The organism is Corynebacterium minutissimum, from assembly GCF_000805675.1.
GTDB lineage: Bacteria > Actinomycetota > Actinomycetes > Mycobacteriales > Mycobacteriaceae > Corynebacterium > Corynebacterium minutissimum.
Map to the genome: position 1 here is coordinate 118,855 of NZ_JSEF01000012.1, position 13,588 is coordinate 132,442.

Genomic DNA, 13,588 nt, shown 5'->3' on the forward strand with positions numbered 1-13,588 from the left:
CCGTTTACCTGGTATTTTGTTTAAGGCATGTGCGTTGACGTGCAGGAACCTTTAAAACAAGGGGACCGGGTTACGTCATCGCGTACAGACCAGTGCTAGGATTGCCAGAAGTCGGTTCGTGGAGGAAGCAAAAGCTATCTCCCGCTGGGGAAATTACGCCCCTGAGAACCGAGATTCTGGTGCCAGCCATCAGACGAAAATGTTCACACTAATGAAATCGGAGGAAACCCGTGGCCCTTCCCAAGTTGACTGATGAGCAGCGCAAGGAAGCTCTCGCAAAGGCCGCTGAGGCCCGCAAGGCTCGTGCTGAGCTCAAGGCTGCGCTGAAGCGCGGCGAGACCAACCTGCAGGACGTTCTGGAGAAGGCTGAGACCGATGAGATCATCGGCAAGACCAAGGTCTCCGCTCTCCTCGAGGCCCTGCCGAAGGTGGGCAAGGTCAAGGCCAAGGAAATCATGGAGGACCTGGAGATTGCTCAGACCCGCCGCCTGCGTGGCCTGGGTGACCGTCAGCGTCGCGCCCTGCTTGAGCGTTTCGGCTACGGCGAGTAAATAGCGCAATGGCTGACGAAACTGCACGCGGACGCCTGGTCGTACTGGCCGGGCCGTCTGCAGTGGGCAAGTCCACTGTGGTTTCGCGCCTGCGCGACGATGTCGAAAACCTCTACTTCAGCGTCTCTATGACGACGCGCCAACCCCGTCCTGGCGAGACCGACGGGGTTGACTATTTCTTCGTCACCCCGGAGGTCTTCCAAGAACGTATCGACGCCGGAGACATGCTCGAATGGGCAGAAATTCACGGTGGCTTGCAGCGTTCCGGTACGCCGGCGCAGCCGGTCCAGGAAGCTTTGCAGGCTGGCCGTCCGGTGTTGGTAGAGGTTGATCTTGCAGGCGCCCGCAACGTCAAGGCGGCGATGCCGGAAGCAGAAACTGTGTTTCTTGCCCCACCATCTTGGGACGTTCTCGTTGAGCGCCTGACTGGGCGGGGAACGGAACCCCAAGATGTCATCGACCGTAGACTGCAGACTGCAGAGACGGAACTTGCCGCGCAAAAGGAGTTCGACCACGTCGTAGTCAACAATGAGCTCGATGAGGCCGTAACTGCTATTAGTGCTATCCTGCGTGGATAGACCAAGATTTTGACCATCTACCAACAGTAAAGGTGCATGTGACCAACGTGACCACACCTGCTAATTCTGAGGCCGTAAAGCCTGAGCCAGTTTTCGATCCGCCAACGGGTATTACTGACCCGCCGATTGATGAGCTGCTGGATAAGGTCTCGTCCAAGTATGCTCTGGTGATCTTCGCAGCGAAGCGTGCGCGCCAGATCAACAGCTACTACCAGGAGCAAGACGAAGGCGTCTTCGAGTTCGTCGGACCGCTGGTGACCCCGGAGCCGGGAGAGAAGCCGCTGTCCATCGCCCTGCGCGAGATCGAGGCCGGTCTCCTCGACCACGAGGAAGGCAACTAACCTCGACTAGTCGTCGATTACCCACCTAGTGCATCTTGCGAGATGCCTGGGTGGGTTTCGTTCGTCTTGGGTAACATCGTCCGGGTGAAGGACGTACAGGAAACCCCAGACATGACCAGTACCCACCGCCGCATCCTTGTTGGTGTGGCCGGAGGCATCGCCGCCTACAAAGCCTGCCACCTTATCCGTGACTTCAAAGAGCATGGCGACGACGTGCGCGTGGTACCCACCGAAGCGGCGCTTAATTTTGTCGGTGCGGCCACCTTCGAAGCTCTATCTGGCAATCCAGTGTCGACAACTGTCTTTGACGCGGTGGATGAAGTCCAGCACGTGGCTTTGGGTCAACAAGCAGATGCCGTCGTTATCGCCCCAGCAACGGCGGATCTGATCGCGCGACTAGCATGTGGCCGCGCCGATGATTTGCTCACTGCCTCCGTACTCGTGGCGACATGCCCAATAGTTCTAGCTCCCGCGATGCACACGGAGATGTGGCTGAACCCGGCAACCCAAGACAACGTAGCAACGCTGCGCCGTCGGGGGATTACCGTTATGGAACCCGCACATGGACGCCTTACTGGCAAGGACACTGGCGCGGGCCGTCTGCCAGAGCCGAGCCAGATCGCAGAGTTTGCACGGACCGTCATTGATGGTCACACGGTTCCCTTCGACTGGAAGGGCCGTAAGGTTGTTGTTTCTGCCGGCGGTACGCAGGAAAACCTTGACCCGGTTCGTTTCCTTGGCAACCGCTCGTCGGGCCGCCAAGGCTTTGCACTAGCGGAGATTGCCGCGCAACGTGGTGCCGATGTCACCATCGTGGCTGGTGATACCGAGGACCTTCCAGTTCCTTCCGGTGCCGAAGTGGTACGCGTGACCTCAACACGCGATATGGAGGCCGCCATGAACGAGCACTCCGCAGATGCCGATATTGTCATTATGGCCGCCGCAGTAGCGGACTATCGCCCAGCACACGTGGCTGATTCCAAGATGAAAAAGGGCGCTGCCGACGAGAATTTGGCGCGCCTTGAACTTGTGGAGAATCCAGATATCCTCAAGGGCCTCGTGTCGCGTCGCGCCAGTGGAGAAATCAACGAAGACGCCGTCATTGTAGGCTTCGCTGCCGAAACCGGTGATGCCACTACAAGCGTCCTCGAGTACGCCCAGCAGAAGTTTGAAAGAAAAGGCTGTGACGTCCTCATGGCCAATGAAGTGGGCGAAGGCAAGGTCTTTGGACAATCCACCAGCGCGGGGTGGATCCTTCGGCGCGATACGGAACCGGTAGTGGTGGAGCATGGCAGCAAACAAGCAGTGGCGGCACAGATCCTTGATGCAGTGAATGAAATACTTCCGATGTAGCGCTCGTTCTTGCAGCTGTAGACCGCTTGGTCTACGATGGGCTGGTATCAACGCGCCGCTACTTTAAGTTGAGTTTTGTACCAGCTTTCTCTGTTCCCTCCACGGCGCGCAGAACTAGCTTAAGGACAATGTGTGACTGAATCAGCTACTCAGGCAGTACGCCTCTTCACCAGCGAATCCGTGACAGAAGGTCACCCGGATAAGATTTGTGATGCGATCTCGGACGCCATTCTTGACGCCCTTCTGGAGGTCGACCCCGATGCCCACGTTGCCGTCGAAACGATGGTGACCACGGGCCAGGTCCACGTTGTGGGCGAGGTCCGCACTTCTGGTTACGTCGAAATCCCGCAGATTGTTCGCAAGACTCTCGTGGACATCGGCTTTACCTCATCCGACGTTGGCTTCGATGGCCACACCTGCGGTGTCAACGTTGCCATTGGTGAGCAGTCCCAGGAGATTGGCGCCGGTGTGGACGCTTCCACCGAAGTGCGCTCCGGTGACTATGAGGATGATGACCAGTACGGCGCCGGCGACCAAGGCCTCATGTTCGGCTACGCCACTAATGAGACGCCTGAGTTCATGCCGCTACCGATTTCCACGGCTCACCACCTATCCCGCCGACTGACCCAGGTGCGCAAGGAAGGAATTGTTCCCTCCCTGCGCCCCGATGGTAAGACTCAGGTGACCTTCGCCTATGACGAAGATGATGTTCCTACTCGCCTAGAAACCATCGTTATCTCCACCCAGCATGATCCGGATGTCACGCAGGAATGGCTCGCCGAGCAGCTGCGTACGCACGTGGTGGAATGGGTTGTTGATGATGCCGAGTTGGGCAAGTACTACACCGACGAGACTGAATTGCTCATCAACCCGTCTGGTTCCTTCATCTTGGGCGGTCCCATGGGTGATGCCGGACTAACTGGCCGCAAGATCATCGTTGATACCTATGGCGGCATGGCCCGCCACGGCGGTGGCGCGTTCTCCGGCAAGGATCCGAGCAAGGTGGACCGTTCTGCTGCTTACGCAATGCGCTGGGTAGCTAAAAACATCGTGGCTGCCGGTCTCGCTGACCGCGCCGAGGTTCAGGTGGCCTACGCCATCGGTCGTGCTAAGCCGGTAGGCCTGTACGTAGAGACTTTTGGGACAGCTAAGGAAGGGCTGACCGACGGCGCCATCCAGGCCGCTGTCAACAAGGTCTTTGACCTTCGCCCGGCTGCCATCATCCGCGATTTGGACTTGCAGCGCCCGCTGTACAGCAAGACTGCCGCTTACGGTCACTTCGGCCGTACCGACGTCGACCTGCCGTGGGAGGACACCTCCCGCGCTGAGGATCTACGCCGCGCCGCCGGCCTGTAGAATCGGGCGTTATGCCCAAGAAGACACCCGCCGCCCACCAACCGGTCGGGCGGGTGTTGCCTTTATTGGGGGTCGCACACCTGGACCGTGCCTTTGACTATCTCATCGACGAAACTGATTCAGAGGCTGCTCAGCCAGGTGTACGCGTGCGCATCCGCTTCAACGGTCGGCTCGTTGACGCCATCCTCCTCGCCCGCGGTAGTGACTCAGAGTTTGAGGGATCGTTGCGCTATATTGACCGCGTCATCTCACCATATGCGGTCTACACACCCGTAATTTCAGCACTGGTGGAATCACTGGCGGCACGCTATGGCGGGGTGCGTTCTGACATCATTCGCACGGCCATTCCTGCGCGTCATGCAAAGGCAGAAGAGGCAGATCTGGAGACCCCGTGGGACGAGTTGGGGAGCACTGAACACCCAGATCTTTCTTCCTGGTCACGGTATGCACATGGAGAGTCTTTCGTTGACTCAGTTCTAGCAGGGCACATCGCTCGTGCGGCCTGGCAAATTGCGCCTGGCGCCGACTGGGCTGAGGCACTCGCAGCTCTCGGCTCGAGCGTGGCACTCAAGGGCGGGGGAGTGCTCATGGTCGTTCCCGATCAGCGCGACCTTGACCGGCTGGAAAAGGCCTTCCGGCAGTTTGTCTCCGCCAAGCAGATCACTGTCCTTGCTCATAGCACTGGACCCCAGGCGCGCTACCGGCGCTACCTTTCAGCACTGACTGGTCAATCCCGCATTGTCATCGGAACGCGCTCAGCGGCTTTCGCACCCGTCAAGGATTTACAGCTCGCGGTTATTCTCAACGATGGTGACGATAACCTTGTGGATAATCTCAAGCCCTATGTCCATGCTCGCGAAGTACTCAGCACGCGTTCTGCACACGAAGGCTGCAGCTTGATTTTGGCTGGACATTCGCGCACTGCTGAAGCTCAACTCTTGGTGGAGTCTGGGTGGGCTCACAACCTCGTCCCCACAGAAGAGGCTCTTAAAGCATCTCGCCCGGACATCGTCCCGGTAGGTGCCTTCGGCGTAAACCTCGCTAGGCACATGCAGGGAGGTACCACCTCGGTCTCTGGTCCTGCTTTCCAGTCCACGCGAGCAGCCCTCGACCGAGGCGAGCCGGTCCTCGTTCAGGTACCGCGCAAAGGCTACGCACCTATCCTCGCGTGCGGGCAATGTTTTTCCCCAGCGCGCTGTCGTCACTGCAACGGCCCACTGGGTCTACCCGCCGCCAGCGGTAGCGATTCTCAGTCGGCTTCTCTGCCTACCTGCCGTTGGTGTGGGCGAGTAGACACACACTATCGCTGTTCCGAATGCGGCTCACCACGCCTGCGCGCTATTGTGTTAGGTTCCGAGCGCACCGCGGAGGAACTAGGTCGGGCCTTCCCCCAGACTCGCATTATTCAGTCAGGGGGCTCGAAGGTGGTCGATGAAATCCCACAGGGCCCGGCTCTCGTTATTGCAACTCCAGGCGCGGAACCTCACGTGGCGGACAATGGGCAGTACGGCGCAGCATTACTCGTGGAGACCGGCGCGTTGCTCGGCCGCCAAGATTTGCGCGCAACGGAAGATACTCTGGCTAAGTGGGCTGCTGCGGCGACACTCGTGCGCCCAGCGGAAGCTGGTGGTGTGGTCGTTGTGGCCGCTGATGAGCAGCTACCCTTGGTGGGTTTCTTCATGAACTGGGACATGGTGGGCGCTGCTGCCGCGGAGTTGCACGCACGTCGGGAGGTGCGTTTCCCACCCGCAGTGCACATGGCGGCAATCGATGGTGCCGATGCTTCCTTGGATTCCTTCCTCGAGCTTGTAGAACTCCCAGAACATGCAGAGCTTCTTGGCCCCGTGCCTTTGCCGCCTGGTGTGAGCCTGCCGGGCGACTATGACCGCGAGCGCGGCGGTGAGCCTCAGCGATTGTTGGTGCGCACTCCACTAGGGCCACGCTCGGAACTTGGTGTGGCGCTACGTACCGCGAACGCGGTGCGCAGTGCACGCAAAGATGTGTTGCCGCTACGTATCGCCGTCGATCCCATCAACATAGGTTAGCCGCCACGCACGAGGGGGACCTCGTAGGCGCGGACGCTGTGCGGTGAACTATTGTCGGTCAAGAACGTCCCAACGACGAGGAGTACTCACCATGACTGTGCGCGAGGTTCGCTTATATGGCGATCCTGTCCTGAATACCCGTGCCGAGGAGGTTACCGAGTTCGGTCCCTCCCTCGAGCGCCTCGCTCAAGACATGCTCGAGACAATGGAGGATGCCGGTGGAGTGGGCCTTGCAGCTAACCAGATAGGCCTGACCAAGCGCATCTTTGTCTTTGACTGCTCGCATTATCAAGATGGGCTTCGTGGAGCCATTATTAATCCATCATGGGAGGCCGTAGGGGATAAGACCCAGCTGGGAACCGAGGGTTGTTTATCCATCCCGGGCATCTCGCAACCAACTGAACGCTTCAACACGGTCCGAGTGAGTGGTTTCGATACGTCAGGGCGGCCACTCGCCATGGTGGCGTCGGGCCTTATGGCGCGGTGCATTCAGCACGAGACCGACCACCTTGATGGAGTGCTCTTTCTACAGCGCTTGAGTACTGAGCTGCGGAAGGAATCTATGAAGGCCATCCGAGAATCAGACTGGTTTAACGCTTGATGCACAACAGCATTCGCGAACTCCCATAGGGAACCCTCCTACACATCTATTAGAAAGGTACGAGTCTTACAGTGCGCATCATTTTCGCCGGAACACCTGAGCCAGCTGTCGTGGCGCTGGAGAAGCTCATTGCTTCCCGCCATGAGGTTGCTGCTGTCATTACCCGCCCCGATGCCCGCCGCGGCCGTGGACGCACGCTCCATCCGAGTCCGGTCAAGGCTTTGGCGGAGAAGCATGGCATCGAGGTGCTGACACCAACCACGCTGAAGCCGGGGACTGAGGACGGCGATGCTCTCCGCGCACGTCTCGCGGAGCTGTCTCCCGAGGCCATTCCGGTGGTGGCCTATGGCAACCTCATTACTGAAGACCTTCTCCAGGTTCCGGCCCACGGTTGGGTAAACCTGCACTTCTCCCTGCTTCCCGCGTGGCGCGGCGCGGCCCCAGTACAAGCATCCATTGCTGCCGGGGATGAGGTCACTGGAGCCACCACCTTCCGCATCGACAAGGGGCTGGATACCGGTGACATCCTTGCGACTTTGGAGGAGCGAATTCAGCCCACCGATACCGCAGATGATCTGCTCACCCGCCTTGCCTACGCAGGGGCGGACCTTCTCGTGGAGACGATGGATGGTCTCGAAGACGGCAGCATTTCCCCGCAGCCGCAGGAAGGTGAACCGACGTACGCGCACAAGATTGCTACTGAGGATGCCCGAATTGAGTGGGCACAGCCTGCCGACGTCATCGACCGCCACATCCGCGCCCATACTCCAGGCCCAGGTGCATGGACGTTGCTGGGTGAGTCCCGCCTTAAAGTCGGTCCGGTCAGCTTAGCTGCTGCTGAACCAGGCGAGGCTGAGTTGCGTCCGGGCGAGGTGCGCTTCGCTAAGAAGGAAGTCGTCGTCGGTACGGGCAGCGCCCCAGTGCGTTTGGGCCAGATTCAGCCGCCAGGCAAGAAGATGATGAATGCTGCCGATTGGGGCAGAGGGTTGAGCAGCCAGTTGCCCAAGGATGAACAGGATGAGGTGACTTTCTCGTGAGCGGAGGATTCAGATCTCGCAGTAAGTCTGGTGACCCGGCTGATCGGGGACAGAAGAACCACGACAAAAAGGGTCATGTCGGCTCGCAGAAGCGTGCCTCAGCGCGCCACAACAATCGGGGCACCGCGGGACGCCGAAATGATCGCGTTCGCCCTACTGACTCGCTGATTCAAGCCGCGCGCCGCAGCGGTGTCGATGTCCCGCGAGCGGTGGCCTTTGACGTGCTGCGTCGTGTGGATGCTGATGATGCCTTCGCTAACCTCACGTTGCCCAAAGCCTTGAGCGCGAACAAGCTCACTGGACGTGATGCGGCGTTTGCTACAGAACTCACCTATGGCGCCCTGCGTACCGAAGGCGTGGTTGATGCGGTTATCGCGACATGTGCTTCCCGTGGACTCGACGCGATTGCGCCGGAGGTGCTTACAGCACTGCGATTGGGTACCTACCAGGTCCTTTATACCCGCGTGGAGGCGCATGCAGCCGTCGATACCACCGTGCGCCTTGTCGAGGCAGCTGGCCACGAGAAGGCGAAAGGTTTTGCCAATGGCATCATGCGCACTATTACCCGCACGCCAGCAGAAGAGTGGCTGGAACAGCTGACACCGAGCGGCGAGATTGCAGCATTAGCCTTCCGCCACGCCCACCCCGAGTGGATTGCCCACTCTTTCGCGCGAGCTTTAGGTGACGCAGATGAGTTGGAGCAGGCGCTGGAGGCTGATTCGCAGCGGCCAATCGTGCACCTAGTAGCACGTCCAGGTGAGATCACTGCAGAAGAGCTAGCCCTCATGACTGGTTGCGAGGAAGGAAAGTATTCGCCGTACGCGGTGTATCTGGAGCACGGTGACCCAGGTTCGCTGGAACCCGTGCGCCAAGGCATGGCCGCGGTACAGGATGAAGGTTCGCAGCTTATTGCACGCGCGGTCACGGAGGCTCCCCTAATCGGAGACGACACCGGCCGTTGGCTGGACCTCTGCGCAGGGCCAGGTGGTAAGGCTGCGCTCATGGGAGCTATTGCGCGCATCGACAGCGCTACTGTCGACGCCATCGAGGTGTCCCCGCACCGAGCGAAGCTCGTGGAGAAGACCGCGAGGGATTTACCGGTGCGTGTGCATACGGCCGATGGCCGCGCGCCCGGCCTCGAGCCGGGGTTCGACCGCATTCTTGTCGACGCCCCCTGCTCCGGCCTTGGCGCCCTGCGTCGCCGACCAGAGGCCCGATGGCGCAAGTCTGAATCCGATATCAAGGACCTCACCTCACTGCAGGCAGAGCTTCTCGAATCCGCACTTAACCTGGTTCGCCCGGGAGGCGTTGTGGTCTATTCGACGTGTTCGCCGGACCTGCGCGAAACCCGCGAGATTGTCGACGCGGCCGTCGCCCAGCACAGCGAGGGAGCAGCGTTGCGCATTGAAGAACTCGATGCGCGCCAACTTCTGCCGGACATGGGCAATGTGGGCAGCGAACTCTCCGCGCAGTTGTGGCCGCATCGTCATGGCACCGACGCCATGTTTTTCGCAGTCCTTCGCCGACTCGCGGACTAGAGGGGACGAAGGGACTAGGCTGAGTGACATGTCTGCAGAAAAGTCTGGTCCCATCATTGCCCCGTCCATTCTGGCCGCCGACTTTACCCAACTTGGTGAGGAAGTCCGCGCAGTTGCCAACGCGGACTGGATCCACGTTGACATTATGGATGGTCATTTCGTCCCCAACTTGTCTTTCGGCCCGGACATCACCGCCACCGTAGACGGCATTACGACGCAAACCCTTGACGTGCACCTCATGATTGAGGAGCCAGAAAAGTGGGTCGAGACCTATGCCAAGGCCGGCGCTGATTGCATCATCTTCCACGTTGAGGCTGTCGCCGATAAGGACGCTGCGCTAGCGCTCGCGCAGAAGATTCGTGCTCTCGGTGTGCGTGCAGGATTTTCCATCAAGCCGGGCACACCGATTGAACCGTGGTTGGATTCTTTGGAGCATTTCGACGAGGTTCTCGTCATGTCCGTGGAGCCGGGCTTTGGCGGTCAGAGCTTTATGCCTGAGCAACTCGATAAGGTCCGTACGCTGCGTCGGGCCATTGATGAGCGCGGTCTTGATGTTCTCATTGAGATCGACGGTGGCATTTCTGCCGATACCATCCGCCAGTCCGCAGAAGCCGGTTGTGATGCCTTCGTGGCGGGATCCGCCATTTACAAGCAGGCGGATAAGGCCGCGGCTGTCGACGAATTGCGCCGCCTAGCCACGCTGTAACTAGAGCTTTGATTGAGAATGCGTTGCGCCTAGCCATGTCGGCCGGCGCCCAAGCACGAGGTACCACCAGTCCCAATCCACCCGTCGGGGCGGTCATTCTGGACGCCGCCGGTGAGATTGCTGGAGTGGGACACACGCAGCCACCCGGCGGTCCCCATGCGGAGATTATGGCGCTCAAGGCGGCGGGGGAGAAGGCCCGCGGCGGGACCGCCGTGGTGACTTTGGAGCCCTGCAACCACACCGGCCGTACGGGACCGTGTGCACAGGCGCTTATCGACTCCTCCCTGGCCAGCGTGTACTTCCTCCATCCTGATCCCACTCCGCAAGCAGCGGGCGGTGCCGCGGCACTAGCAGCGGCCGGTATCACCGTCGGCACGCTTGAAGCGCCCGTAGGAGTCGAGGATGCGCTTATTCCGTGGCTCACCGCGATGGACTTGGGCCGGCCACATGTCACGCTGAAGTTTGCCCAAAGCCTCGACGGCTTTACCGCTGCGGTAGACGGCACGAGCCAATGGATTACTGGTGCTCAGGCCCGCGAACACGTCCATATCGACCGCGCTCGGCGCGATGCCATCCTCATTGGCACCGGCACGGCGTTGGCCGATAACCCTTCACTCACCGCGCGCTACCCAGACGGTGAATTGCGTGACCATCAGCCGCGGCGTGTCGTGGTGGGCAGCAGGGACGTCGCCAAGCACGGCGCCCAAAACCTGGCACGTCTAGGTTTCGAGCACTACGCCACGCCTGAGCAGGCCCTAGCTGAACTGTATGCCAGTGGTGCCCGTGACGTGCTCGTGGAAGGTGGAGCGGGGCTCGCCACCAGCATGCTGGAGCTCGGGTACATCGATTGGATCCAGGCCTACCTAGGCAATGTGATCCTCGGGGAAGGCACAGGTGTGCTTACGCACGCGGTTACAACGACGCTGGCCGATGCACCGCGTTGGCGCCGTCACTCCGTCATCGAACTGGGCGATGACCTGCTTGTTGAGTATCAGAGGAAAGGATAAAGACTCGGTGTTTACCGGACTTGTAGAAGAAATCGGTCGCGTTGACAGCGTGGAGAAACAAGGCGATGCCGTGCGCCTTGGAATCGCCGCGACCACAGTTGTGGAGGACGCCCAGTTGGGTGATTCCATCGCGGTCAACGGTGTGTGCCTGACCGTAGCTGAGCTTGGCGAAGGCACGTTTATCGCCGATGTCATGCAGGAGTCCCTCAATCGCAGTTCTTTGGGAGAACTATCGATTGGCTCGGCGGTCAACCTCGAGCGTGCGGTCCTTCCCACTACACGCCTCGGCGGACACATTGTCCAAGGACACGTGGATGGAACGGCGAAGCTGCTGTCACGGGCACCGTCGGAGAACTGGGAAGTTCTGCGTTTCAGCCTCCCGCAGGGGCTAGCGCATTACGTGGTGGAGAAAGGTTCCATCGCCGTGCAAGGAACCTCCCTGACTGTCTCGGCAGTGGGCGAGGACTACTTTGAGGTTTCGCTCATCCCCACCACCCTGCGCGATACCGTATTCGGTTCCCTAGAGCCTAGGGCGATGGTCAACCTTGAAGTTGATGTGGTTGCCAAGTATGTGGAGAAGATGGTTCACCCTAACGTCACTGCGCATTCTTCAGAGGGATAGAGTTAAACCTTATGACCGCCGCAGATTCAACCTTCACTCTAGATAGCGTCGACCAAGCCATCGCGGACATCGCGGCCGGCAAAGCTGTCATCGTCGTGGACAACGAGGACCGCGAGAACGAGGGTGACCTCATCTTTGCTGCTGAGCTGGCCACTCCTGAACTCGTGGCCTTTATGGTGCGCTATAGCTCCGGCTACATTTGCGCACCACTCCTGCCGGAGGATTGTGAGCGTCTCAACCTGCCGCCAATGATGGCCGTGAACCAAGACGTGCGTCACACTGCCTACACGGTGACGGTGGACTTAGCCAACGGCTCCACGGGTATCTCCGCCACCTCGCGCTGCGAGACGATTCGCGCGTTGGCGGATCCTTCTTCAGTGCCCGCGGACTTCACCCGTCCGGGCCACGTGGTTCCCCTCGCAGCACGCCCCAATGGCGTGCTCGAGCGCGATGGTCATACCGAGGCATCCATCGATTTGGCCCGCCTCGCAGGGCTGCGCCCAGCAGGTGTTTTGTGTGAGATCGTTTCTGAAGAGGACCCGACCGATATGGCGCGGTCTCCGGAGCTGCGTCGCTTCGCCGATAAACACGGGCTCACCATGATTTCCATTGAACAACTCATCGAATGGCGCCGTCACAACGAGCAGCAAGTTACCCGTCAAGTAGAAACCCGCCTGCCCACTGAGCACGGCGAGTTTAAAGCGGTGGGTTACCGGAATGACGTCGACAAGCGCGAGCACGTTGCACTCGTCGTCGGTGATATCAAGGATTACGCCGGCGCCACGGATGTGCCGGTGCGAGTGCACTCGGAGTGTCTTACCGGTGACGTGTTTGGCTCCCAGCGCTGCGATTGCGGCCCGCAGCTGCAGGAATCTCTGCGTGCGGTACAGGAAGCTGGACGCGGCATTGTTATCTACCTGCGTGGCCAGGAAGGGCGGGGCATTGGGCTCATCAACAAGCTCAAGGCCTATAGCCTGCAGGACGGCGGGTTGGATACCGTTGACGCTAACGTCGAGCAAGGCCTGCCAGAAGACGCCCGCGAATATTCCGTGGCCGGTCAGATTCTGCGAGACCTCGGCGTAGCCTCCGTGAACCTGTTGACCAACAACCCGCACAAGGGCGAAGGACTGCAGGGCTTTGGCATTGATGCCTCTGCACGCACTGCGCTGGCTACCCCAGCAACGGCGGATAACATTGCCTACCTGCGCACTAAGCGCGACCGTATGGGCCACGACCTGCCGCAGGTGGCAGAGTGGGACAAGAAGCACTCTTAAACGTTTTCGACTTCAACGTTCTCAAAGGAGCACACAATGAGCAAAGAAGGCCTGCCTACCCCGAAGAATGTCTCCGGCGAAGGCGTCCGCGTGGCTGTGGTGACGGCGACGTGGAACGAGGAGATCTGCGATCAGCTGCACCGCCGCGCTATTGAAACCGCTGAAGAAGCGGGCGCCACGGTCACTGCTGTGCGCGTCGTCGGGGCACTGGAGCTGCCTGTGGTGGTCCAGGCTGCGGCACGTACGCACGATGCCGTCGTTGCACTGGGATGCGTTGTACGCGGGGGGACACCGCACTTTGATTACGTGTGTGACTCGGTAACACAGGGTCTTACCCGCATTGCTCTGGATGAGTCGACGCCGGTAGGCAATGGCGTGCTTACTGTCAACGAGTATGACCAAGCTGTTGACCGCGCAGGTTTTGAAAGCTCCGCCGAAGACAAGGGCGCGGAATCCATGCACGCAGCTTTAGAAACCGTGCACACCTTGCGTACACTAAACGAGTCGACCCCGCAGTAGCCCGCAGTAAGTAGGCCACGCGGCCCTTGCTGTGACAAGCCGTGACAAGATACGTCGAGA

14 protein-coding genes are annotated in these 13,588 nt (G+C 59.9%); all 14 read left to right on the forward strand.

Going from position 1 to position 13,588, the window contains the following annotated elements; all coding sequences use genetic code 11:
• The first annotated feature begins 230 nt into the window (after positions 1-230).
• The 14 genes from mihF to ribH all read left to right on the forward strand — a co-directional run bounded on the left by mihF (position 231) and on the right by ribH (position 13,528).
• Positions 231-551 carry an integration host factor, actinobacterial type gene (gene mihF / locus NX84_RS06870; protein WP_039675208.1) on the forward strand — a complete coding sequence of 107 codons (321 nt, stop codon included), beginning with the start codon at positions 231-233 and terminating at the stop codon, positions 549-551.
• An 8-nt stretch (positions 552-559) separates the two neighbouring features.
• Positions 560-1,129, forward strand: a complete 570-nt coding sequence (gmk, locus tag NX84_RS06875; RefSeq protein ID WP_039675210.1) for a guanylate kinase — start codon at positions 560-562, stop codon at positions 1,127-1,129.
• A 38-nt stretch (positions 1,130-1,167) separates the two neighbouring features.
• Entirely contained in the window at positions 1,168-1,470 is a 303-nt protein-coding gene (gene rpoZ, locus NX84_RS06880) for a DNA-directed RNA polymerase subunit omega (protein ID WP_039675212.1), read from the forward strand.
• A 111-nt stretch (positions 1,471-1,581) separates the two neighbouring features.
• Complete coding sequence (coaBC, locus tag NX84_RS06885; protein ID WP_039675214.1) at positions 1,582-2,823, forward strand: bifunctional phosphopantothenoylcysteine decarboxylase/phosphopantothenate--cysteine ligase CoaBC; 1,242 nt, start codon at positions 1,582-1,584, stop codon at positions 2,821-2,823.
• 132 nt (positions 2,824-2,955) lie between these two features.
• Positions 2,956-4,179, forward strand: coding sequence for a methionine adenosyltransferase (metK, locus tag NX84_RS06890; RefSeq protein WP_039675216.1), 1,224 nt, complete (start codon positions 2,956-2,958; stop codon positions 4,177-4,179).
• Between the two features lie 11 nt (positions 4,180-4,190).
• Positions 4,191-6,224: a primosomal protein N' gene (locus NX84_RS06895; RefSeq protein WP_039675218.1), complete on the forward strand. Its 2,034-nt coding sequence runs from the start codon at positions 4,191-4,193 to the stop codon at positions 6,222-6,224.
• A 91-nt stretch (positions 6,225-6,315) separates the two neighbouring features.
• Complete coding sequence (gene def, locus NX84_RS06900; protein ID WP_039675220.1) at positions 6,316-6,825, forward strand: peptide deformylase; 510 nt, start codon at positions 6,316-6,318, stop codon at positions 6,823-6,825.
• Positions 6,826-6,896: 71 nt separating this feature from the next.
• Entirely contained in the window at positions 6,897-7,862 is a 966-nt protein-coding gene (fmt, locus tag NX84_RS06905) for a methionyl-tRNA formyltransferase (RefSeq protein ID WP_039675222.1), read from the forward strand.
• Positions 7,859-9,400 carry an RsmB/NOP family class I SAM-dependent RNA methyltransferase gene (locus NX84_RS06910; RefSeq protein ID WP_039675224.1) on the forward strand — a complete coding sequence of 514 codons (1,542 nt, stop codon included), beginning with the start codon at positions 7,859-7,861 and terminating at the stop codon, positions 9,398-9,400. The genes fmt and NX84_RS06910 overlap by 4 nt, the downstream gene beginning before the upstream one ends.
• Positions 9,401-9,428: 28 nt before the next feature.
• Entirely contained in the window at positions 9,429-10,106 is a 678-nt protein-coding gene (rpe, locus tag NX84_RS06915; protein WP_039675226.1) for a ribulose-phosphate 3-epimerase, read from the forward strand.
• Positions 10,107-10,114: 8 nt separating this feature from the next.
• Positions 10,115-11,113 (forward strand): bifunctional diaminohydroxyphosphoribosylaminopyrimidine deaminase/5-amino-6-(5-phosphoribosylamino)uracil reductase RibD, encoded by a 999-nt coding sequence (ribD, locus tag NX84_RS06920; RefSeq protein ID WP_255209179.1) that lies wholly within the window; start codon positions 10,115-10,117, stop codon positions 11,111-11,113.
• Between the two features lie 7 nt (positions 11,114-11,120).
• Positions 11,121-11,735, forward strand: coding sequence for a riboflavin synthase (locus NX84_RS06925; RefSeq protein WP_039675230.1), 615 nt, complete (start codon positions 11,121-11,123; stop codon positions 11,733-11,735).
• A gap of 11 nt (positions 11,736-11,746) precedes the next feature.
• Positions 11,747-13,009 (forward strand): bifunctional 3,4-dihydroxy-2-butanone-4-phosphate synthase/GTP cyclohydrolase II, encoded by a 1,263-nt coding sequence (locus NX84_RS06930; RefSeq protein WP_039675232.1) that lies wholly within the window; start codon positions 11,747-11,749, stop codon positions 13,007-13,009.
• Between the two features lie 36 nt (positions 13,010-13,045).
• Complete coding sequence (gene ribH / locus NX84_RS06935; RefSeq protein WP_039675235.1) at positions 13,046-13,528, forward strand: 6,7-dimethyl-8-ribityllumazine synthase; 483 nt, start codon at positions 13,046-13,048, stop codon at positions 13,526-13,528.
• Positions 13,529-13,588 lie beyond the last annotated feature (60 nt).